We start from the raw sequence: 21,384 nt of genomic DNA, 5'->3' as shown, positions 1-21,384 counted from the left end.
GACAGGGTCTAACCCTATACACTTTCAACACATCAAAAAATCGACATTTATTGATTGATAACCTAACAGGAATTGATGATTTGAGACGGCGCATTCTGGATTTGAACATGTTGCACACGCTGGTCGCGATTGCCGACGCTGGCAGCGTAACCGCGGCTGCTGAACGCCTGGCTTACACACAATCGGCTGTGAGCATGCAGCTGCGCCGGCTGGAAGCATCATTGGACGTTGCCCTACATGAACCCGCGGGTCGTAAAATTCGCCTAACGGCCGAGGGGCAAAAACTGGTGGGGTACGCGCGAAAAATGCTGGTGCTAAACAGCGAAGCGGTGGACGACGTTCAACGCCGACAGGTCTCCGGCGAGCTGAGCTTGGGTATTCCGGAGGATTACGCCTTTCTGCTGACGTCTGTGTTATCGCACTTCAGTCAGCGGTATCCGGCGATTCAGTTACAGGTTATTTGCCGCTCCAGCGTTGATCTGGTGAAGCAGGTACAGGATGGCGATCTTGATATGGCGGTGGTAACGCGCCAGGTGCGTTCACCGGGCGGTGAAGTGATTCGCCGCGAACCGCTGGTATGGGCCGTTGGCGCCACTGCGCAGCCCTCATTAGCCGACCCGATACCGCTGGCGCTTTATTCCCCGGGCGCAGACGTGTTTCGTGATGTTGCTGAAGCGTCGCTGGCCTCTGCAGGCCGGAGCTGGCGCATGGCCTACTCCAGCCAATCCATGACCGGCCTTTTACCGGTTGTCGTGGCTGGTTTGGCGGTGGTTGTGGTAACCCGCAATATGCTAACTGACCAACTGCGGGTGATTGACGAGCGCAGCGGCATGCCGGCATTACAATCCGTTGAAATCGCCCTGCATCGCTCTATTGGCCGGCCATCGGAACCGGCAAGTCAGCTGGCGGACCTGATTCGGACTCATCTGGCGTCCAATGATTAAACTCGAACCAACCCTGCGATTCCAAAGGTTGGTCGAGCGCTTTCTGCAGTCTGGCATCTTTTTGATAAATATCCGGGCGGAACACCAGCTCGCCGTCTTCGCCCGGGTGTACCGTCCAATAATGCAGTATGACCGGCATCGTGCGCCGCAGGTTAATATTGCGAGTGTCTCCAGTCGCTATTAACGCGTTCACATCCGCGGCCGTATCGGTGTCGTCAAACAGCAGTTGTGCCAACTCCGTTATGCCTTGTACCCGGATGCAACCCGAACTGAACGCCCGCTGTTGGCGCCCGAACAACGCCTGCGCCGGCGTATCGTGCAAATACACCAGGTGGTTGTTGGGAAAACGCAGAACCAAATTCCCGAGTGCGTTCATCGGGCCCGGGCCCTGGCGCAGCATAATGCCACCGGGATTCCGCCAGTCGATCTGTTGCGGATCGAGGCGCTGCCCCCGAAGATTAAGCACGCTCATGTTCTGCCGATACAAATAGCCGATGTCGTCTCGAATTTTTGGCAGCGAGTCCTCCCGATAAATGGTCGGTGGCACTGTCCACGTCGGATTAACGGTCAAGTGTGTGATCTCGGAGCGCAGCGACGGCGTGCTGCGGTAGGGCTGGCCCACCACAATTCGCGAACGCCAGATTTCACCGTTGGGGCGAAAATAGCTGATGCGATAACCGGCAATATCCACCAGGATAAAGGCGCTGGCTTCGCCGTGTAACAACCAACGAGCGCGCTCCAGATTGGCTCGAATCTGGTCAATGCGCTCGTCAACAGACACATTAAACGCGTTTCGTGTTTGTTGACCCACTATACCATCCGCCTCCAGCAAGTGGTGTCGCTGAAAAAGACGCACGGCCTCTACCATCGCTTCATCGTATTCAAGAAGAATCGCAGTCTGTTCTTCGAGCTGACCAGCGGGCTGAGCGTTTTGTAGGCCCAGGCCTCCTGTCATCGCCAATCGCTGGCGCAGCAAAGGGACATCGGCATCGACATCGCCTGGCCTTAGTAACTGACTCCGTTGCGGTAACTGGAGCCAGCCGCCCTCCATCTGGATATTGCGATAGTACGCCAGCCCTGCACGCAAACGCTGGTAGGGCGCAACGTACGGCCGTGCCAGAGAAAATGCCTGCTCAAAACGCTGTGCATCTACCGCGTCGGAAATCCCCTGATAATCCAGAGCGCGCGCCATAACCGGTATTTCCCACTCAGAATCAATCTGATACGGGTCCACCTTGCCGCGCTGCAGGTGAGTCAACGCGGTCAGCAGGATTCTGCTCACCGACAGTTCAAAGCGCAAGCGATCACTGGCTGTTGTGTAAGGTGTCTGCAGTTGACGATAACGCGCCATAATGGCGCCGGGTTGATAGTCGGCTACATTCAGGCCATCACTTTGCAGGGTATTGAGTGCGGCAGCAAAAGCTGCAACCGATTCACTGTGCTGCCACACAAACCGACCGTCTCTAGCCGCGTAAAAAGCACGCAAATCTTCAGTTTCAACCGTTAGGTAAGCCGCTAAATCTTGATCTGGCTCGCTGTTTTCCTGCACCGCCACGCTGTGACAGGCAACTCCCAGCGACAATACAAGCATCAGCAAAACGCGGCTTAGCGCATGACGCCCTATCATACAGTACCTCCATGTGCCAGAGAAAACCTGGCTATTTCAAACTCTAACCGTATAATTACGCACCTTGCGGAAAACCGGATGATCCGCTTTCATAGTGACAGCATGATCCGCCTCTACCAATAAGACAGTTTAACGTCAGGTAAAGTCCTGCCTTTAACACGGATTTTCTGGATGCCGATGATACGTTTAAACCGATGGCTGCTCGGTGCGGCTTTGTGTAGTCAAATAATTCTGGGGGGCCACAATGCGATGGCCGCCAATTCCGACAAACCCGTCAATAAAGCAACCTCTGATAGCGCAACGTCTACATCCCAGCAAACTCGCCTCAACAACACACTGGCGAAGCTGGCACCAAAAGCCAACCCACAAGTCTTGCGCCTGGCGGCGCGTGCACTGGGCTGCGCCCAACCCGATGCCGAGAGGCTTGCCGTCATCGATTTTTCATTGCCATCCACTGAGCAGCGACTCTGGGTGTTTGACCTGAAACGCCAAAAACTGCTGTTTAAAGAGCTTGTGTCCCATGGCCGGGGCTCGGGCAATGCCGAGGCCGAGTCATTCTCCAACATCCCGGAAAGCTATCAATCCAGTATTGGCCTGTTTCGCACGCTCAACAGTTATTACGGCCGCAACGGCTACTCATTGCGCCTGAAAGGATTGGAGGCAGGCGTAAACGATCTGGCCTACCAGCGGGCCATCGTGATTCACGGTGCCGATTACGTCAGCGAGAACTTTATAGAACAGACCGGGCGTTTGGGGCGCAGCCACGGTTGCCCGGCGGTTCGCCAGGAGGTCGCCATTAAACTGATCGATAGTCTGAAAGAAAACCAGTATCTGTTTACCTATTATCCGGATCCCGAGTGGTTGGCAACGTCTGAATTCTTAAGCTGTAAACGCACAGATGCTCGACTGGCCATGAATTGATACAGAGCAAAAGCGGCATTAACCAGCGATTATGATTAGTGCTTAAGGAATCGCTTTTGGGGCTTGTGGAGCTGCAATTACCCGGTTGCGACCTGCTTGCTTGGCCACATACATAGCGCTATCCGCCTCTACCAATACGCGATCAAACTCGCGACACAACCCCCCGGCCACGCCTAAACTGGCGGTTACCTTACTGCCATCCGGCAGTGCGTTCAGACCACTGACTGTTAACCGTAAATTTTCCGCAATCAAGACCGCCTGATTTATATCAGTCGGACTTAGCACGATCAGAAACTCTTCACCACCCCAGCGAATCACCAAATCATCGCGTCGCACACTCAGCACAAGACTCTGAGCAATATTCTGCAGCACCTCGTCGCCCACTTTGTGACCGTAACGATCGTTGACCTGCTTAAAGTGGTCAACATCCAGCATCACTAATACGCAAGCATTGCCCTCAGGTTGTGCGACAAGCCAATCATCTAACCGCAGTCGATTACCAACACCGGTCAGCATGTCGCGCTTGGCCAGCTCCTCAAGCTCCTGATTCAAACGCGCCAGCGCCGCGGTGCGCTCAACGACTTGCCCCTCCAGCTGCTCTTTGCTGCGCTCAATACGGCGATTGGTTTCAGCAAGACGCCGCTCGAACACTTTGCGGCTCGTTATATCGTTGATGCTCCCCACCATACGAAGCGGCTTGCCCTCCGCGTTTTGTTCAACAACCCGACCGCGATCGTGAACCCAGATTTCACTATCATCCGGGCGTACCATTCTGTGCTCAGAGCTGTAATAGCCAGTACCCTCAAGCGCCGTATTCAACGCACTCATCATGCTGGCGATGTCATCCGCATGAATTAATTTCCCGAGAACCGCCATATCGTGAGTTAACAAGGTATCGTCAAGTTGCAACAACTGGCACCACTTCATGTTGTGCCGCACCACGTTATGCTCTATATCCCAGTCCCAAATGCCTTCGCCAGCAGCATCCATCGCGTAAGAATACCGCTTTTCCTTTTCTTCAATTATCTGATACGCCAGTTTGAGCTCGGTAATATCATGAGCGATCACCAGAACACGATCACTGCCGTCGGGGCCCTTCAGTGGCTTTTTAATCGACTGAAAATAGCGGACTTCGCCGGTTGCCTTGTTCGTTGATGCCTCTTCCACCACCTGAACTTGGCCGCCACTTATAACTTCTTGGGTGCTTTTCTGAAAAAAAAGGACCTGACTTTGGTCATCATTGAAATCGGCGTCGGTTTTGCCAACCATTTGCTCTGGTGTGGAATTATAAAGACGCGCCAACGACTGATTGCAAAGCAAAAATTCACCGCGCCAATTCTTCAGACATACAATGTCTGGCGATTCGTCAATCACCGTCCGAAGCAGACTTTCTTCCAACAAGCGAGGTAATATAGAGAGGTTTTCTTTGGAGAGACAGCGAGGGCCGCGGGCACCACAACCGTTGCAGTGTATAAAATACTCCGCCGAATCAGAGCATTGAACACACAGAAGTTGCTCACCGCAATAAGGACAACGTTGCTTTTCAAGATTCATTCATACGCCCCTCGCTGACACCTGCGTGGTTCAAATCCTGTTATCAGCCTACCACTTTACAAACTGAAAAGTGACGCCTTATCATCCACAAGGTTCATTCCTCACTTTAGCTGCGTACTCCGAAATCGCAAAGTTTCGCGTATGTGATCAAGCCATATCATTGGCACAGTTTCGCGTCACATTGATTCTCAAGCTCACTAGCAGAACGCATTCTAAGAAATGCGGTATTTTATAATCCGTCAGACTCAGTCAGACTCAGTGGTCTCGGTGCACACACATTTCCTGTAACCAAAAAGGGTGCTCATGTCTGACCCAAAACCCCCATCCATTATCGTGTTTGATGTGAATGAAACACTTCTCGACATAACAACCCTGGAGCCTTTATTCAATCGCGTATTTGGCGACCGTCAAGTGTTAAGGGAATGGTTTTCAGCATTGGTTCTGTATTCACAGACAATGACATTGTCCGGTCTTTATACACCCTTTGGGGAGCTTGGCGTGGGCGCACTGCGGATGACCGCCGACATTCACAAGGTGGACATTGGGGATGACGATATCGCGGAGTTGAAAAAGCGGATGAGTACAATGCCGGCGCATCCGGACGCTATTCCAGCTCTTACGCGGTTGATCGATGCAGGTTTCAGATTGGTAACCCTGACCAACTCGGCCAGCGGCGCTTCACCCACCCCGTTGGAAAAGGCGGGGTTGAATCACTTTTTTGAGCGAACCTTCAGCATCGAGGAGACCGGTAAATTCAAACCCGCCCCTGAAACCTATCGCCTGGTCGCGAAGGCGTTGTCTGTCGAGACATCAGACTTGTGCCTGGTCGCCTGTCACCTTTGGGACACCATAGGCGCTCAGGCCGCCGGTTGCCGCGGTGCATTTGTCACCCGCCCCAACAACGCAATTCTCACGGCCCCTGGCGTACCCCTTCCAGACCTGGTTGCAGCCGAACTAACCGACCTCGTCGATCAGATTATTGGCTGCCGGTAACACGTTGTAGAAACGTCCGACTGTCGCCCTAAAGCCAGTCGGGCCGTTTCAATCGGAACGCGTCAGTAGGCGCCGTCGCTGTAGATCAGCTCGTAGCTGTGGCTGTAGATTTCCACAATGTTTCCAAACGGGTCTTCCATATAAATCATGCGATACGGCTTCTCACCGGGATAGTAGTAGCGCGGCTCTTTCATGCGCTTTTTACCACCAGCATCGACAATGCGATCAGCCAACTCTTCAAGATTTGGATCTTGCACGCAGAAGTGAAAAATGCCGGTTTTCCAGTACTCAAAGTTATTCTCCGGGTTCACCTGATTTTTGAACTGGAACACTTCCACGCCGATCCGGTCACCGGTGGACATGTGGGCGATACGGAAACTTCCCCAGCCCTTGCCAAACACCTCGGTGCACATTTCGCCGATCGCACTGTCATCTTCAACGATTTCAGTCGGCTCCATGATGAGATACCAACCCATAACCTCGGTATAAAATTTGACCGCACCTTCAAGGTCGGGAACCGAAATACCGATGTGCGAAAAATTTCTGGGATACACATTACTCATGGCTTTTCCTCCTTTTTTAACGTGGAGAAAGGCTACAATCTTTTTTTGATTACGTGAAATTATCATTCATGATGATTATGAAAACGGATTGTAATGATTAACACCACATGGTTACGCAGTTTTTGCACCCTTGTTGAAGTTGGCCATTTCACACGTACGGCCGAACGCCTGCACATGACGCAATCAGGGGTTAGTCAACAGGTACGAAAACTGGAGGAGCAACTTGGACTAGCGCTGCTCGTTCGACAAGGCAAGCGGTTTGCACTGACGGATGCCGGCGAACGGCTTTATTCGGAGGCAAAAAATATCATCATGGCCCTATCAAGCCTGGAGCTGCGCATACGTGAAGATCCGGCGTATGAAGGCTTGGTTCGGGTGATGTCCCCCGGGAGCGTGGGTTTAAAACTCTATCGTCACCTTCTTGCCTTGCAGCACCAACACCCAAAGCTTGTTATTGACTACCGGTTTGCACCGAACGCCGATGTCGAAAATGCGATCGCTGACTACGCCGTCGACATTGGTTTTATGACCAGCACGTCGGCTCTGGCAGAAGTGAGCTGCCAGCCGATTGCGACGGAATCACTGTTGCTGGTAACGCCTGCCCGCATTTCAAAGCCGAACTGGGAAGTGTTAATGGAACTCGGGTTTATAGATCATCCGGATGGCGCTCATCATGCTGAAATGCTGCTAGGGGCTAATTACCCCGAGTTTCAACACAGCAATTTATTTGAAAAAAAGGGGTTCTCAAATCAGATCGGCCTGATTCTGGAGCCCGTGAGCTTGGGTTTGGGCTTTACCGTATTGCCGGCTCATGCGGTTGAGGCCTTCCAGGAGCGTCAGCTTGTCAGAACTCACCAGCTTCCCAATCCGGTTAGCGAAACCCTTTACCTTGCGCTAAGGCGTGAGATACCGATGCACAACAGGATGAACACAGTGATCACAGAAGCACGCAAATGGCTGTGAGTTCAGAGAGGTCGTTCAGCCTAACCAACCGAGCGATCAAGCGCTGGACATCATTCAACGTGTTCTGTGTCTTTTTTGATACTGCATCAGGCTAAAAGAGTCGTTTTATGATCATCAGACATCTCGTTTAGAGCCGCAATATTACTCACAATCTGGATCCCGCTCACTGCCTTCTTGGCCTTGGACTTCGCAACCGCTGCCGTCGCTGCCAGATCTGCTGCAGAACCAAATGCCCGGCTATCTGCAACAACGATTCCTGCCGAGAGAGCCACGAGGGGGAACTGCCTTGGCAGGCCATCACGATCTTCACCCGTTATGAAGCCCGCCTGACGTATCGCTTCCGGATACCGCGTCGCCGCTTCTAAGGCAAAAAGCTGTTGCACTTCTTCGCAGCGTTTTCGGATTTCAAGCCGGTCGCTGAACACCACAAAATCATCCCCGCCAATGTGGCCAACCCACTCACTATCCCCATTAAAAACCGTGCACAGTTGTCGTGCCAACGACAAGATGACCTCATCACCTTTGCTATAGCCCAACAGATCGTTAAAGGGCTTGAAGTGGTCAATATCGAAATAAATGCAGGTGAACGGATTGTTTTGCTGAAGCCGGTGAACGGCTTCCTGCTGAATCAGAACATTTCCCGGCAACTGAGTAAGGGGATTGGCGTGTCTCGCCTGCTCCACCCGGCTCCGGGTCATCATGCGAAGCAGAGACCGGGTTGAACCCAGCCCTATGTAATGGCCATTCCTAGTCACAATGAAGTGCTGTTTGAGGTAATGAAGGTCGTCCTCTAAAAGCGACTGACTGACCGCTTCCAGAGATTCGTCGTGTTCGACAACAAGCGCATCGTAGGCTGTTAAACTAGACACCGGCTTTGTCTCATTGAGTGCACGACCATAGGTAGAGCTGAAAACTTCCATCACGCGCCATTTATGTAGCAGACCGAGAGGCCGATCATTATCCACCACGGGCAACGCAAAAATTGAGGGCGAAGATTGCAGGACCTGCCAGGCCTCGCCCAGTGACGCCGTTGGAGCAAGCGGCACGATGTAGCGCCCTAGATATCCCGCATCGGAGGTCGCCTGCCCCCCGCCGATGGGATCCGGATTGTCCAGCGCTGACAATTCGGCGGTAGGAAACGGATTGGGGCGACCCAGCAGAAAGCCCTGAATCAGATGGATTCCCATTGAGCGCAGCAGCGTCAGCTCAGCAACCGTCTCAACGCCTTCTGCAATAAGCCGGCACCCCAGCCGCTCACAGAGGTTAATAACAGACCGAACGAATTCTTTTTTTACCAGGTCTCGATCAACATCACGAATAAAATGCCGGTCAATTTTGACAAAATCCGGCTGAATTTCAGACCAGAGTTTTAACCCGGAGTAACCCGTTCCCAGGTCGTCTATCGCAATCCGGAAACCACGTTTCTTCAACGCAGTCAATCGAGCCTTTAGCGCCTCCGGGTTATCTGCCGGATAACGCTCGGATAATTCAATAACGACGTTTTCCGGCTTGAGGCCGTTGGTCGCCAACAAAGACTGTAAGCGATCCTCCGCAAACGCTTTCGGTAACAGCAGCCCCGGTGAAACATTCACGAAAACCAAATGGCTGACTCCGTGGCGAATGCAGCTTTGCCCGGCTTCCAGCAGACACGCCTGCTCCAGGCTGATCACCTGTTTGCATTGCTCTCCTGCCTGAAACAATGCAGGAGCCCCGTGCAACGGGCTGTCCGAAGGTCCCCGGCTGAGCACCTCATAGCCAAGAACAGTTCCTTTCTGGCAGTCAACAATGGGCTGAAACATTGTTGAAATAAGCTGCTGATCAATAATGCGCTGTAGCTCTCTCGCTTGATCACAGGCTGTCATTCTGTGTTATACCCCCTGAATCTGGAAACGAGAAATCAGGGCTCGCAGCGATTCTGACTGCCCACGCAACTGATCGCTCACCGTTTTAGTGTGACTGATATGCTGCTCCAGACCCTGAGAGCTTTCTCCCAGCGCATCCGCGCGCCGCCCCACCCGACCAATCTCGTCCCTTTGAACGTGCACTGCCTCGTCTACCTCAGTGGTAAAATGGCTGAGATCGTCAAAGGTTTGTTTAAGTGCTGCCAGGTGGGTCTTGAGTGTTCCCAACGTCTCCCGGTTAGTGTCACCGGCTGCCCGGGTCTCATCCAGTAAGCCGTTGGCGCGATTAACCTGGGTGACAAGCTCGCTAACCCACTGACGCACCTGATGGGTGGATTCACCCGTGCGACGGGACAGGCTTCGTACTTCATCGGCCACAACGGCGAAACCCCGGCCCTGCTCTCCGGCGCGGGCCGCCTCAATCGCTGCGTTCAGGGCCAGCAGGTTGGTCTGCTCAGCGATGTCCGCAATCACGCCAATCACCTGTTCGATTTTTTTACTGGAACCGTGAAGGACCTCAATCGCTCCTGCCACGCGATTAATGACCTCAATCGCATGTTCAGCGGCACGCTCACTCTCGCGCAGCTGGTTCTGAACATTATCGTTGCCTGCCACAGCACCAGTGACCTGCGTTCGGGAATGCTGCGCTGATTGTTCAATCTGGCTTGCGCTCTTGGTAATGGCGTTCATTGATGAAACCACATCGTGAATCTGGCGAGTGTTGTGTAACGACGAAGCCTGAACCGCATCGGCCTGCTCATCCAGATTGGCTGAACGCTGCTGCAAGGCAGCTGCAGCGTCTGTGACATCCCCCACGAACAGTTTGAATTTTTCAATCAGACCGTTGATTGCTAACGCCACAGCCGTTACTTCATCACGTCCTGAAATCGGCAGCGGTGTGGAAAGGTCTGAAGCGGCTTCCATGGACCGGAGGCGTTCCGCGATCAACTGAAGCCTCGTGGTTACTGTGCGGCGAAGCCAGTAGGTTAATAGCAGGATGCCAAACAAGACAAAAAGGGATCCCCAAACCAACAAGTGTTGTTGCTGTTCGAGGAATTCGACCAGCGCGGCAGACCCAGCTTCCGCCTGTTGGCGGCCAACCAAGCGCCGGGCATCGATGTCTTCAAGCATAGGATCAAGGGCTTGATAAAGCTGAAAGTCCACCACTTTACCGGCCGAATAATAACTGGCTTCATCGATAGGTTCTTTCAGAGCCCCAAGCAGGTTCAAAACGGCCTGGTGGGCCTCCATGTTCTCCTCAGCCCAGCCTTGCAGGCGCGGATTGCCGAGAGCTGACTGCCATTGCGCGTTGATCGCCGCCGAGGTTTCTTCAAACTGCGCATCGATCTCATCCCAAAGCAGCAGCTGAGCTTTAATTTTGTAGGACAAGTCCTTAAGTTGGCGATGGCTGCGATCCAGATCCGTAAGCAGCCAGACATCCGACATCTGCTCTCGTACCAATCGATCCGTTGCCTCCTCAGCCTCCCGCACCACTGACGTAGAAAGCCATGTCAGACCGGTAAGAGCTATTAAACAAAACCCAGAAAACATTATTAAGCGCTGATGGACGGTAAGACGCATAACGTGAACTACCTCTCGAAACGTTCACGGTGAGCATAAGTCAAAATTATGACAATTTTGTTTCAATGGTTAGCCGGCCAGAAGAATTTTTAAATATACTCGAATTTTTTCAATACGTTGTATGCACAATTCAAAGGAACTGTTGAAGGGCACGTTCGTCGTTTTTTTGGTAGCGGCCCGCTTCAGATCAAGGTTCAACCTCGATACAGATTGCTCCCACGATGAGTTCCTACCAAAGAAGGAGTTCTCGGCAAAATTATCCGTTGTTTAGAAGATTCTGAAGTCTATTTCATTAAGTGTCAGACTCACCTACGGTTAAAAATTATGTGCCATTTTTTGGGAAGGGGTAATTTAGTGTTTGCACGTTTTCTTCGTCCAAAAAATTTATCCCAAAAATTGATGCGCATTATTTTTTCCATCTATTTTGGCGTCGCTTGCCTCATCACAGGCATGCAGTTCTTGACTGAATATTTAAAAACGCAAGATTCAATAATAAATGAATTGAAGCAGTTGGAAGATACCGTCCGCGGTCCTATTGCTACGAGTCTGTGGCAATACAATCAGAATCAACTGGATGCACTCGTCGTCGGTCTGGTCAAAATGCCAGTCATTGAGGGTGTCGATATTTTAGATAAGTACGCAAAGAATATGCTTTCCAAAAGATCCTACACTCCTGCCACCGCCCCCCTGTCAGTTTTCGATACAAAATCAGACTTGTATTGGTCGCTTAACGAGGAAGAGATATTTCTTGGGTCGCTTACACTTTATTCATCGTCACAAGTCGTTTTAGATCGAGTTTTGTTCGGTTTTTCTTTGATTGCAATTACGGCGATCATAAAGTTATCTTTTTTGTTTTGGCTGTTTGTGTGGGCTGTAGATCGCTATCTGGCCATCCCCTTAAAAGAATTGATGTCGCAAGTGGATGAAGTGCAACTGAAACAAAACGTGAATAAACGAATTCACCTGTCAAATATCGAAAATAACGAACTCGGTCAGCTACAAAACCATATAAATAACATGCTATCTGTCATGGAACGGGATCGGGAACGACTATTAGAAGACGAGCAAGCCAAGCGAAACTGGCTAGAAAATGCCGTTGCGAAGCGCACAAAAGAACTACAGATACTAAACAAGAAACTTGAGAATCTAGCTAGAAGGGATTCTTTGACAGGCACATTAAACCGGGGAAGTTTCTTTGAAACTGCGCAACATCTGCTCGTTCTTTCTCAGCGCCAAACGTCGCCCGCATCCTTTATATTGATGGATTTAGATCATTTTAAAGTCATTAACGATACGTACGGTCATTTTATCGGTGACAAAGTACTCATTCATTTCGCACAAACAATTTATGATTTTTTGAGAAACTCGGACCTTATCGGGAGACTCGGCGGAGAAGAGTTTGCAATCTTTCTTCCAGATACGGGAATCGATGGCGCGTTCCAACTTGCTGATAAAATGCGAACAGCTATCAGTAATTCAACTTTGGAAATTGACGGTAAAACAGTTAATTACACTGTAAGCCTCGGCGTTGAGTCATCCGGACCAGAAGACCATTCAATTGACGAATTATTCAAACGCGCCGATACGAAACTTTATGGTGCGAAAAATAAAGGCCGTGACCGTGTTGAAAAGTGAAAAAATGCACCGTTATTTATTCCTAGTGTTGTTGTTAGCAGGAACCAGTGCGGCCAATTCTAGTCAAGCTGAAACACTAAAAGTTTGCTATGACAAATGGGCTCCAATGACAATATTTCCGTCAGAAGAATCTTCTGACCGTGGTGTTGTAATAGATATGCTAGAGCAAATATATACAGAAAAAGGCTATAGCCTTGAATATTATGAAGTTCCTCTGGCAAGGGGGCTGGATATGGTGGCAGAGGGTTTTTGCGATATGTTGCCAGAGTACCTGTTTTCAAAAAGTTCAGAACATTACTTCGTGTATGCTAGTGAAGAAACGTTTGCGTACACAACAGCCTTTGTGATCAGACGCGATGATTCGTGGCGCTACAATGGGATTGAGTCCATAAAAGACAAGCGCATCGCAACTGGGCCAGGCTGGGACTACAGCTCAATCAGTGCTGACTATCAAAACTATATCGATGACCCAAAAAACTTGAACTTCGTTGAGGTAATTGCGGGTTACGATGATGTGGTTGATCGAGTCTTTCACATGATCAAAGAAAACAGAGTGGACTTATACGCAGATAACGACCTTGTCCTTCAGTATGCTTTAAATCGGCTGAACCTGAATGATGAGCTTAAGATTGTGCGCCCCGGTTTCGAAAAGAAACTGATTGAAATTCCAATCTTTTCAAGACAAATGCCAGCCTCAAAAAGACAGAAGCTCATAAAAATCTGGAATGAGGGACGCCGATCGATGAAGGGCGAAAGAGTAAAAATGCTGCTTCAGAAGTATAACGTGACATTCGAAGATTAGCGCGACTCGGACGCTATGACCGGTTGCGACCCTGCATCCAATCCCAAGTCTTTTTACTGCCCTGATTTTCTTTCGGACGTTAATCGGTTTAGAAACGGCGGGCCATCAAAGTCTTCCAATGCCCGCTCAATTTCCTCGGGCGTGCTCATTACAAATGATCCGTATTGCTGAACTGCCTGTCAGGCTGGAGGGTGAATGTAGTGAAGTTCGCGGTTTAAGGTTAGCTACACCGTGGCTCGTGCAAACTGCTCAATATAGTCAATGAGTTTGTCCGAGGCCTCGGCGGCGCCATCACCATCGCCGCGACCGATCGCGCGGGCAAGATTGGCATGCAGACTCGCGCACAGCGGCAGATCGAGAGCCTCTTTATAATGTTGATACCAGAACCGCCGGGCGAGCCCTTGCAGTAGCCCCATTGTTTTCCGGGCGTAGTCGTTACGACAGGTACTGGAAATGAGGGAATTGAATTCTTGGTCGAGACGCATAAACTCCGCGTCGTCGTTGCTATAGGAGGTCTTTACCATAGCATCGGCTATCTCTATGAATTGCTCGTGCTCCAGTGCAGTGGCGCGACCTGCCGCTAACCTAACCATGAGCCGCTCGACTTCCCGACGCACACGCAGCAGTTCAAGTTGGCTTCGGACATTGACTTCTGAGACAAAAATACCGCGCCGGGGCAGAATGACCACCAGACCTTCGAGAGCAAGCCGCTGGAGTGCCTCACGAATGGGTGTACGCCCAATGCCAAGCAGTTCGGTCAACGAGGCTTCTGACAGCACTTCACCAGGCGAGAGTTGCAGGGTCACAATCAACTCTTCCATTTCCTTATAAGCTTGCTCGGTCAGTGTACCAGTATGCTTTCTTGCTGTGGTCCTCACAGGCGTGTGTAACGTCTTTTCTAGCACCTAGTTCCCTCCAAAAGAATGTGGCGCAGTGCAGTGGGCGACATAGCTCGTTTTACATTGCCACCGCCGACACTGACATATATTTCGTCGACATGAAATTAGCGGTACGTCAGAGGACACCATTGTAGATCGCCCAGACGTTAACTGCGATCCTGGTACCCCGTGCGATTGCTTCAGTGACTTTTAACGGCCTGCTCTTTGCTCTGGGGCTTGGCAGGTGATCGAACTGAACACAATTGACATTAGCGCTTACTGTCTTTATTTCCCGCCTCTGGAAATAACCACAGGGTTGCGATCATAAAAGCGCCCAGCCCCAGTACTAGCCATTGTGTCACTTCCTGAGCTGCAGACGCTTGATAGATATGAAAAACGACTGCGACAATGATCACCAGAACGGTGAGGATAGCCTTCATACGGTTAGGCATAGTTCTTCTCCTTCATAGAAGTAAAAGGAAAGCCAAAAGACGCTTCGGTTCTAAAAACCCACGATTTGGGCGACCCTGCAAACGCCACCAAAGCGGCACTCACACTGAAGGTAGGCAGAGCATAAAGACCCATCAGCAGATAGGGTGCCTTGTTCCTGGCCAATACCCGCCTCTGGCACTCCTTTAAAATTGCGTCACCTACCAAGTCAACTTTGTAAGCGACTTGGTAGGTGTAACAGAAGCAGCTCTTGCCCTTCCAGTTCAAACGAGGCTCACATTGTCTGGACATCTGCAGAGCCGCCCTTCGCCGCCGCAGCGCGATTGCCCCGAGGTGTGCGCGAGGTCTTGCGCATGTTCTGTTTAACGTATTTTGTGCTATAGCCGTTAAAAAGGTGGCCCAGCAGCCCCCTGTCAAGGTCAGACGTCCCGAACAGCCAGTCCCCAATCGGAAAGGTCAGGTTCATGTTGCGTTCCATCATAATGGACTGGTCATGATGTGCCGTATGATGGCGGCGAATCGTGTTGACAAACGGCGTATTACGCACGAACCAGTTCTCCTCCACGTGACAGCAAAAGTGCATGAACTCATACAACAAATACATGCTCGTTGTACTCACCATGACGAGCCACCCCACGTTCGGTGTCAGTATCCAAGCCGCGATTAAGGCACCGGGAATAGAGATTAGAATAAAGATGATCAAAGCGAAGGGTGGAAAGAACGTCACCCGCCAATCACGATGATCGGAAAACCGCATTTCGTGTTCCGTAAAGAATTGGTGGTGCATCAGCGTATGTCGGGTATAAACCGCTTTGAGGCCAGGGGACCGGCGCGGCCGGTGCATGACCTGAGCATGCAGATACCATTCGAAGATGTTACATATGAGGAGGACCACAGGAATGGCTAGCCATTCCCACCACTGAACCGCGTTCAGGTTTTCAACATAGATATAGATGGCCGTAAAGCCGATTATGTAAATGACGGCAACGTGCAGCCAACCGTTGTACCAACCTGCCAAGCGGCTCCGAAAAAGCTCACGATAGTTCCGCTGTCGATCTTTCATCTGTGAATTTGGAAATTCCATCATTTATACCTCATTTGGAAGGTACTGCCGTTGATCGCCCCGCTTGGCTTTTCGCGGTTGCGTATACTGCCTGCCACTCAGGCCCTGGCTCCGATATTTTCAAGTGCTTCATCAATATCTGCGGCGGTCATCTCCCACTCATTATTGAAGTTAGACACAATCTCACGCATAAACAGCTCGTAGTTGGCCAGAGCATGCTCGTTTCCCCTTACGTCCGCGAGTATGGCCAGGGCGAGCTGTGCCGGCGACGCGCCCTCATATCCCCACTCAAAACCATCCTCAGAGACCACTTTCAAGTCAAAGTTCTGGTCCAGTGAAATTCCATCGACAGTCACTTCAAGCCCGTCAATAGTTCGATCACCTCTATATGTCTTCATGCGTGCACCCCAGACAATATTTTGTATTCAACTGATATATTAGATAAAAAGTAAAGTCATGGCAAGCCCTTTTAAATCGCGCTTCGGTAGACCTGATTTTTACTGCGTAGTGCCTTTGAAAGAGCTTCAAAGCCCTAAGAAAAGTGATGGGAACGAATCTTCACATAAGAGGCATCAGTCTGATATATTAATCTCGGATCACGCATGGCGCATGGCGCATGGCGCATAGTGAATTCAGATCGGCGTCTCATATCCATAAAAATAGAAGAAGGAGAACAGCGTATGGCTCCCGAAGACATTCTGGCTCTAACGCCACGCTTACTGACACAGGCACAACGAGAGTTTTACTTCGAGAATGGCTACCTGCTGCTTGAGCGCATTATTCCCGAAGAATGGATAAAAAAGCTGCGCCATGCCACGGATGAGGTGGTAGAGCAAACCCGACAAATGACTCTCTCTGACGCCATATGGGATCTGGAAAAGGGGCACTCAAGCGAACAACCTCGATTGAGGCGCCTGAGCAGCCCGGTGGACCACCACGCCACATACTGGCGTTATGTTTCCGAGTCGCTCCTGGGCGATATCGCCGCGGACTTGCTGGGCCCCGATGTGATGTATCACCACACCAAGCTCAACTTCAAAGCGCCCTCTGGGGGAATGGACGTTAAGTGGCACCAGGATATCCAATTCTGGCCGCACACTAATTACTCACCTCTCACCATAGGCACCTATTTGTACGATTGCTCACCTGAGCAGGGCCCGTTAGGAGTCATTCCTGGCAGCCACAAGCTCCCTCTGTTCGATCTTTACGACGACCATGGGAATTGGACGGGTCACTTGAACAAAGCCGATCTGGCTACACTGGGCACCGAAAATGCCCAGTACCTGTCGGGGCCGGCAGGTTCGGTGACTATTCATAACTGCCGCACCATCCACGGCTCAGCAGTAAACAAGAGCAATAGCGGTCGACCGCTATTCCTAACAACCTTGTCATCGGCAGATGCCCTTCCCTACACTCGCAACCCGATATCCACACCCAATTACAATCAGGCCATTCTCCGTGGAAAACAGGCACGCTGGGCTCATCACGACCCGCGCCCCTGTCAAATGCCACCAGATTGGTCGGGCGGCTACACGTCGATCTTCGACCTGCAGCAAAAGTCGGGATCTACCGGCAAGATGTGATGTAAAGAAGCAGGTGGCTTGTTGAAGCAGGTTTCGAAGATTTTCAGTTGCAACAGCCACTGGAATATTGTCTGAAGAACAAAATGTGGGACAAAGGATGAGGAGATCACAGGCCGGCCCGCTCTCTCGATAACTCTGTTGAATCTCAGGGTACCAAGAGTAGTGGACTGTCGTCCTTTGGCTCGTTAACGCAGCTCTGGAACCGCAACTGCGACCGGGGCCAGACCTCTCGTGTAATAAAATATCGCTTTAGGCTCGCTTCCACACGGAAATTAAATCTTTCGCTCCGCGTCCAGCGTTCCTGCAAAGGCATTTCTGACGATGCGCTCATAAACGACTTCTGCTGGTTGAATGGGAAAGGCTTTGGTCAAGCGCGTGACAGCCAAACCGTTTTTGATGAGGTCTGGAAGCTGGGATTCCTTGACGCCAAACTCAGCCAGACTAACCGGAACCCCACACTCGGCTACCAGATTTCGTGTGCGGATCACCAGCCGCCGAGCTAGCTCGTCCGGGTCTGTCGCCGTTTCGCCGATGGAGCGCGCTATGTGTGCGAGGTCATCACGCCGAATGTCGCGCAGCGCATCCAACACGTAGGGTAGATAGACTGCGTTTGTGCGCCCATGAGAAGCATGAGTCAAGCCCGCAAGCGCATACGCCAGGGCATGCACTGCGTTCAATCCGGCGCTGCCGTAAGACAGCGCCGCGTAAAGACTTGCCGCCGCCATCGCTTCACGGGCCGGACGATCCGTACCCCTGACATAAGCCGTATTGAGATGGGCAAAGCAGAGCTGTATGGATTCCGCAGCGAACATCCGCGTCAGTTCGTTACAACCCGCGTAAACCGGGTCCGGGTCACTGCCTCGGTCGAACTCTGTTGAGTCCTGTGTGAGATAGGATTCCAGAGCATGGGTCAAGGCATCCAGCCCGGCATCTGCAGTGACGTTCGGTGGGCAGCTCAGAGTCAATTCTGGGTCGATGAGCGCTATGGCCGGGCGCAGGTCATTAGACATCACCGCCACCTTGGTGGCGCTTGCGCTGTCCACAATAATCGCGCCCGCGGTGATTTCGGAGCCAGTCCCGGCTGTTGTGGGAATCGCAATTAGAGGTAGGGGCTGTCCTGGAATGCGACCTTCGCCAACGTAGTCCTGAGGCGTTCCACCATACTTAACCAAAATTGACAGCACCTTGGCCAAATCAATGTTGCTCCCTCCGCCCAGGGCGATTACATGGTCGATGCGTTCGCGCCAGCCTTTCTGTTCGATCTCCTTCTGCGCTTCGAGGCATACCTCGACGGTGGGATCCGGAATACCTCCGTCAAAAACGAGGCTCTCGATGCCCGAAGCTGTTAGCGACGCCTGCAATTCGCTGACAAGGGCCGTCTGTTGGCTGAAAAACCGGTCTGTGACAATAAGAGCCGCCTTGTGGCCCATTCGCTGCAGCAGCGGAGCCAGTTCTTTCCGCGAACCCCAGCCTCCAATAATCCGAGATGGTACAGACAAAAAAAGCCGATCAAGCATGTTTGCTTCCCCATTGATATATCAGTAGTGTATTAAGAATATTATCATTTTAAAGCGAGCGCAACTTCGTCAACACAATTCCAAAGCGCCACTGAAAACGAATGTTTACCTGCCCCGAAATTTCATCTTTGGCCTGACTTTCAAGGAACGCCCATGACCTTTTTCCCCATTGCTGGACCCGCTGGCCAACTCACTGGCCTGAGCTCTGCTGACGCGGACATAGACGCCATGCCCATGGTTCTTTTGCACGGTATCCAAGGCTCAGCCCGAGCCTGGGACGAGGTACTCAAGCATCTCCCCAATCGGATTCCCGCCCTCGCTCCCAATCTGCGCGGACGCGGCGGCTCAGTTGCGCCAACCGACCCTATGGCCTACACAGTGGATTGTTTCGCAGACGACCTGGCGGCCGTGTTAAACGTGCTGGAAAGACCATGCTTGCTGGTGGGCTGGAGCATGGGGGTGCTGGTGAGCTTGGCGTACCTGAGGCGCTATGGCCCGAGCCGGCTCAACGCGTTAGTACTGATGAGCGGAACCTCTCAAGGCAACAAATGCCATTGGTTCAGTGGCGAAAATGCCGAAGAGATAGCAAAAGAGGCCGAACTTCGGGCCAATCGTATGGCACTGAAAGAAAGCGCCTCCCCAGTGGCCGCCGCCGGGGCCTGGTTGTCTGTTATTAGCACTGATTTTCGCTCAGTCCTGCCGGGCATTGAATTGCCGACTCTGGTAATACATGGCAGTGCCGATGACCAATGCCCCCTCGGCCACGGGCAGCTAATCGCCGACACGATACCGGGTGCGGAGCTTGTTCTGCTCGATGGTGGCTTACACAACATCCTGGCCCAGAACCCCGCTTGGGTGGCGGGGCATTTGGTTCATCTTTATGACTCTGTCACGCGGCTTCCCTAATCCGCTTAACTCACCCAGTCTAAGGACCCACCTGCGAGCCGTTGTGCTTGCGCTATTCCCGCGTTGTCGCCATGACCGCTTGTTCAACCCTCATCCGCGTTTGTAGCCACCAGCCCTAATTGCTGTGTATTAGCGAAAAAAAACCAAATGACGGCAACAGATATATTTTTTGTATATATCGAGATTCGATGCTATTGGTTAATGGTCGTTATCACGGATTTTAGGCTGCGGGCGACAATTTGCCAGCGACGCAATATTGCATTCGTTGAACTGGGGAGTCCGGCAGACGTTCTGCCTTCAACCTCGTAACAAGCATCAGGCCATTGGTTCCAACCGATCTACTGGTCTAAACAAAAACAATACTGCCCAAGTTGCGTGCGCGCGATATACGGCAGAAGAGGACATGAGCAGATGGCATCACTCCAACTCACTCTGAAGAAATTTACCATCATCGCGATGGTAGTCACTTTGTTCTCGGCCATACACACCGCTCAAGCCGAGGAGCCGGTTCATAACTTCAAGATGGCAACAGGCTGGGCCGGCGGCCCGCTCTCCACGATCGGAGCCCAGGCTTTTGCCGACAACGTCGAACAGATCTCCAACGGCCGCATCAAGGTCCAGGTATTCACAGGCGGCGCACTAGGCAATGCCCTGAAGGTCTCCGAAACCGTGAAAAACGGGGTTGCAGAGATGGGCCACACCTGGATGGGCTACGACTGGGGTAAAGACAGCACAACAGTCCTGTTTGGGGGTTATGCAGGTAGTCCTGATTCAGAGCGAATGCTGCATTGGCTTTATCAGGGTGGTGGTGTGGAACTGCAGCGTGAGTTCCGGGAAGAGAAATTTGAGGTTATCTCCTTTCCACTATTCATCAGGACGGCAGAGGTATTCCTACACTCCCGCAAACCCGTCAAAACTCTCGAAGACCTCCAGGGCCTTAAGCTACGTACTGCCGGAGCCTGGCTAGAGATGTCAGCAAGCTTGGGCGCTGCCCCGGTAACAACGCCTGGCGGAGATGTTTACCCCATGCTTGAGCGAGGAGCCATTGATGCAACTGAATGGGGAACACCTTGGGAGAATATCTCACCGGGTTTCCACAAAGTGGCCAAGTACGTGATCATTCCCGGCATTCATCAGCCTGTGGCTCCTTTTGAGCTGGTCATAAACAAGACTGCCTGGGGCACGCTTTCAGACCAGGATAAGCAAGCCGTCGAAACTGCAGCAAAGCTGACCACTCTTAACAGCTGGCTACGTATCGGGCAGGAAGATGCAAAAGCGATGAAATTCTACGTGGCAGAGGGCAACGAAATTATCGAACTGGACCCTGAAGTCCAGTTTAAAGCCCAGGAAATCGCCAAGACCTGGGCAGAAAAACAGGCTACCGACAACGAATGGTTTGCCCGAGTCTACAAAAATCAGCAGGAGTTCCTGGCACTCTGGGAAGACGCTGACTCTTACCGCAAGGTCCTGACTCGCAAATAAGTAACGAAGGCCGCTGTGTCG

General features: G+C 51.7%; 19 protein-coding genes. 9 read left to right on the top strand and 10 right to left on the bottom strand.

Annotated elements, in window-relative coordinates; genetic code table 11:
* Nucleotides 1–80 precede the first annotated feature (80 nt).
* Nucleotides 81–944: a LysR substrate-binding domain-containing protein gene (locus tag ABA45_RS08530; RefSeq protein WP_048385337.1), complete on the top strand. Its 864-nt coding sequence runs from the start codon at nt 81–83 to the stop codon at nt 942–944.
* Here ABA45_RS08530 and ABA45_RS08525 read toward each other — a convergent pair.
* A complete protein-coding gene (locus ABA45_RS08525) occupies nt 871–2,571 on the bottom strand; it encodes a L,D-transpeptidase family protein (protein ID WP_048385336.1) in 1,701 nt (566 codons plus the stop codon). The two genes, ABA45_RS08530 and ABA45_RS08525, sit on opposite strands and share 74 nt — an antisense overlap.
* A gap of 171 nt (nt 2,572–2,742) precedes the next feature.
* Between ABA45_RS08525 and ABA45_RS08520 the strand changes: the two genes are divergently transcribed.
* Nucleotides 2,743–3,492, top strand: coding sequence for a murein L,D-transpeptidase catalytic domain family protein (locus ABA45_RS08520; RefSeq protein ID WP_048385335.1), 750 nt, complete (start codon nt 2,743–2,745; stop codon nt 3,490–3,492).
* A gap of 42 nt (nt 3,493–3,534) precedes the next feature.
* Here the strand turns inward: ABA45_RS08520 and ABA45_RS08515 are convergent, their stop codons facing one another.
* A complete protein-coding gene (locus ABA45_RS08515; protein WP_084708298.1) occupies nt 3,535–5,046 on the bottom strand; it encodes a diguanylate cyclase in 1,512 nt (503 codons plus the stop codon).
* 303 nt (nt 5,047–5,349) lie between these two features.
* Between ABA45_RS08515 and ABA45_RS08510 the strand changes: the two genes are divergently transcribed.
* Nucleotides 5,350–6,039 carry a haloacid dehalogenase type II gene (locus tag ABA45_RS08510; protein WP_048385334.1) on the top strand — a complete coding sequence of 230 codons (690 nt, stop codon included), beginning with the start codon at nt 5,350–5,352 and terminating at the stop codon, nt 6,037–6,039.
* A 62-nt stretch (nt 6,040–6,101) separates the two neighbouring features.
* Here the strand turns inward: ABA45_RS08510 and ABA45_RS08505 are convergent, their stop codons facing one another.
* Nucleotides 6,102–6,602, bottom strand: coding sequence for a lactoylglutathione lyase family protein (locus ABA45_RS08505; protein ID WP_048385333.1), 501 nt, complete (start codon nt 6,600–6,602; stop codon nt 6,102–6,104).
* Between the two features lie 93 nt (nt 6,603–6,695).
* Here ABA45_RS08505 and ABA45_RS08500 point away from each other — a divergent pair, with 93 nt between their 5' ends.
* Nucleotides 6,696–7,565: a LysR family transcriptional regulator gene (locus tag ABA45_RS08500; protein WP_048385332.1), complete on the top strand. Its 870-nt coding sequence runs from the start codon at nt 6,696–6,698 to the stop codon at nt 7,563–7,565.
* An 86-nt stretch (nt 7,566–7,651) separates the two neighbouring features.
* On the opposite strand, the gene ABA45_RS08495 is transcribed toward ABA45_RS08500, so the two are convergent.
* A complete protein-coding gene (locus ABA45_RS08495; protein ID WP_048385331.1) occupies nt 7,652–9,427 on the bottom strand; it encodes a bifunctional diguanylate cyclase/phosphodiesterase in 1,776 nt (591 codons plus the stop codon).
* 6 nt (nt 9,428–9,433) lie between these two features.
* Nucleotides 9,434–10,912, bottom strand: coding sequence for a methyl-accepting chemotaxis protein (locus tag ABA45_RS08490; protein ID WP_084708297.1), 1,479 nt, complete (start codon nt 10,910–10,912; stop codon nt 9,434–9,436).
* A gap of 489 nt (nt 10,913–11,401) precedes the next feature.
* Here ABA45_RS08490 and ABA45_RS08485 point away from each other — a divergent pair, with 489 nt between their 5' ends.
* Together ABA45_RS08485 and ABA45_RS08480 are read left to right on the top strand one after the other, a co-directional pair.
* On the top strand, nt 11,402–12,682 hold the full coding sequence (locus ABA45_RS08485) for a diguanylate cyclase (RefSeq protein WP_198147090.1): 1,281 nt from the start codon (nt 11,402–11,404) through the stop codon (nt 12,680–12,682).
* The gene (locus ABA45_RS08480) at nt 12,669–13,484 is read left to right on the top strand and encodes a substrate-binding periplasmic protein (protein WP_227506170.1); all 816 of its coding nucleotides are present in this window, start codon (nt 12,669–12,671) and stop codon (nt 13,482–13,484) included. The genes ABA45_RS08485 and ABA45_RS08480 overlap by 14 nt, the downstream gene beginning before the upstream one ends.
* Nucleotides 13,485–13,708: 224 nt before the next feature.
* Here ABA45_RS08480 and ABA45_RS08475 read toward each other — a convergent pair whose 3' ends face one another.
* From ABA45_RS08475 to ABA45_RS08455, 4 genes are all read right to left on the bottom strand, one after another.
* Nucleotides 13,709–14,389: a GntR family transcriptional regulator gene (locus ABA45_RS08475; protein ID WP_084708295.1), complete on the bottom strand. Its 681-nt coding sequence runs from the start codon at nt 14,387–14,389 to the stop codon at nt 13,709–13,711.
* Between the two features lie 242 nt (nt 14,390–14,631).
* Nucleotides 14,632–14,814 carry a hypothetical protein gene (locus ABA45_RS08470; RefSeq protein ID WP_048385324.1) on the bottom strand — a complete coding sequence of 61 codons (183 nt, stop codon included), beginning with the start codon at nt 14,812–14,814 and terminating at the stop codon, nt 14,632–14,634.
* A 272-nt stretch (nt 14,815–15,086) separates the two neighbouring features.
* Nucleotides 15,087–15,899 (bottom strand): sterol desaturase family protein, encoded by an 813-nt coding sequence (locus ABA45_RS08460; protein WP_048385317.1) that lies wholly within the window; start codon nt 15,897–15,899, stop codon nt 15,087–15,089.
* Nucleotides 15,900–15,973: 74 nt separating this feature from the next.
* Complete coding sequence (locus tag ABA45_RS08455) at nt 15,974–16,273, bottom strand: DUF6166 domain-containing protein (protein ID WP_048385316.1); 300 nt, start codon at nt 16,271–16,273, stop codon at nt 15,974–15,976.
* 282 nt (nt 16,274–16,555) lie between these two features.
* Between ABA45_RS08455 and ABA45_RS08450 the strand changes: the two genes are divergently transcribed.
* Nucleotides 16,556–17,458 carry a phytanoyl-CoA dioxygenase family protein gene (locus tag ABA45_RS08450; RefSeq protein WP_048385315.1) on the top strand — a complete coding sequence of 301 codons (903 nt, stop codon included), beginning with the start codon at nt 16,556–16,558 and terminating at the stop codon, nt 17,456–17,458.
* A gap of 272 nt (nt 17,459–17,730) precedes the next feature.
* Here ABA45_RS08450 and ABA45_RS08445 read toward each other — a convergent pair whose 3' ends face one another.
* The gene (locus tag ABA45_RS08445; RefSeq protein WP_048385313.1) at nt 17,731–18,975 is read right to left on the bottom strand and encodes an iron-containing alcohol dehydrogenase; all 1,245 of its coding nucleotides are present in this window, start codon (nt 18,973–18,975) and stop codon (nt 17,731–17,733) included.
* A 153-nt stretch (nt 18,976–19,128) separates the two neighbouring features.
* On the opposite strand from ABA45_RS08445, the gene ABA45_RS08440 reads away from it, so the two are divergent.
* Together ABA45_RS08440 and dctP are read left to right on the top strand one after the other, a co-directional pair.
* Nucleotides 19,129–19,881, top strand: coding sequence for an alpha/beta fold hydrolase (locus ABA45_RS08440; RefSeq protein WP_053076148.1), 753 nt, complete (start codon nt 19,129–19,131; stop codon nt 19,879–19,881).
* A gap of 411 nt (nt 19,882–20,292) precedes the next feature.
* Complete coding sequence (dctP, locus tag ABA45_RS08435; protein ID WP_048385312.1) at nt 20,293–21,363, top strand: TRAP transporter substrate-binding protein DctP; 1,071 nt, start codon at nt 20,293–20,295, stop codon at nt 21,361–21,363.
* The last annotated feature ends 21 nt before the right edge of the window (nt 21,364–21,384 follow it).

The organism is Marinobacter psychrophilus (assembly GCF_001043175.1).
GTDB classification, from domain to species: domain Bacteria; phylum Pseudomonadota; class Gammaproteobacteria; order Pseudomonadales; family Oleiphilaceae; genus Marinobacter; species Marinobacter psychrophilus.
Note: the sequence above shows the minus strand (reverse complement) of the source record. Positions and strands in the feature narration are given on the sequence as shown.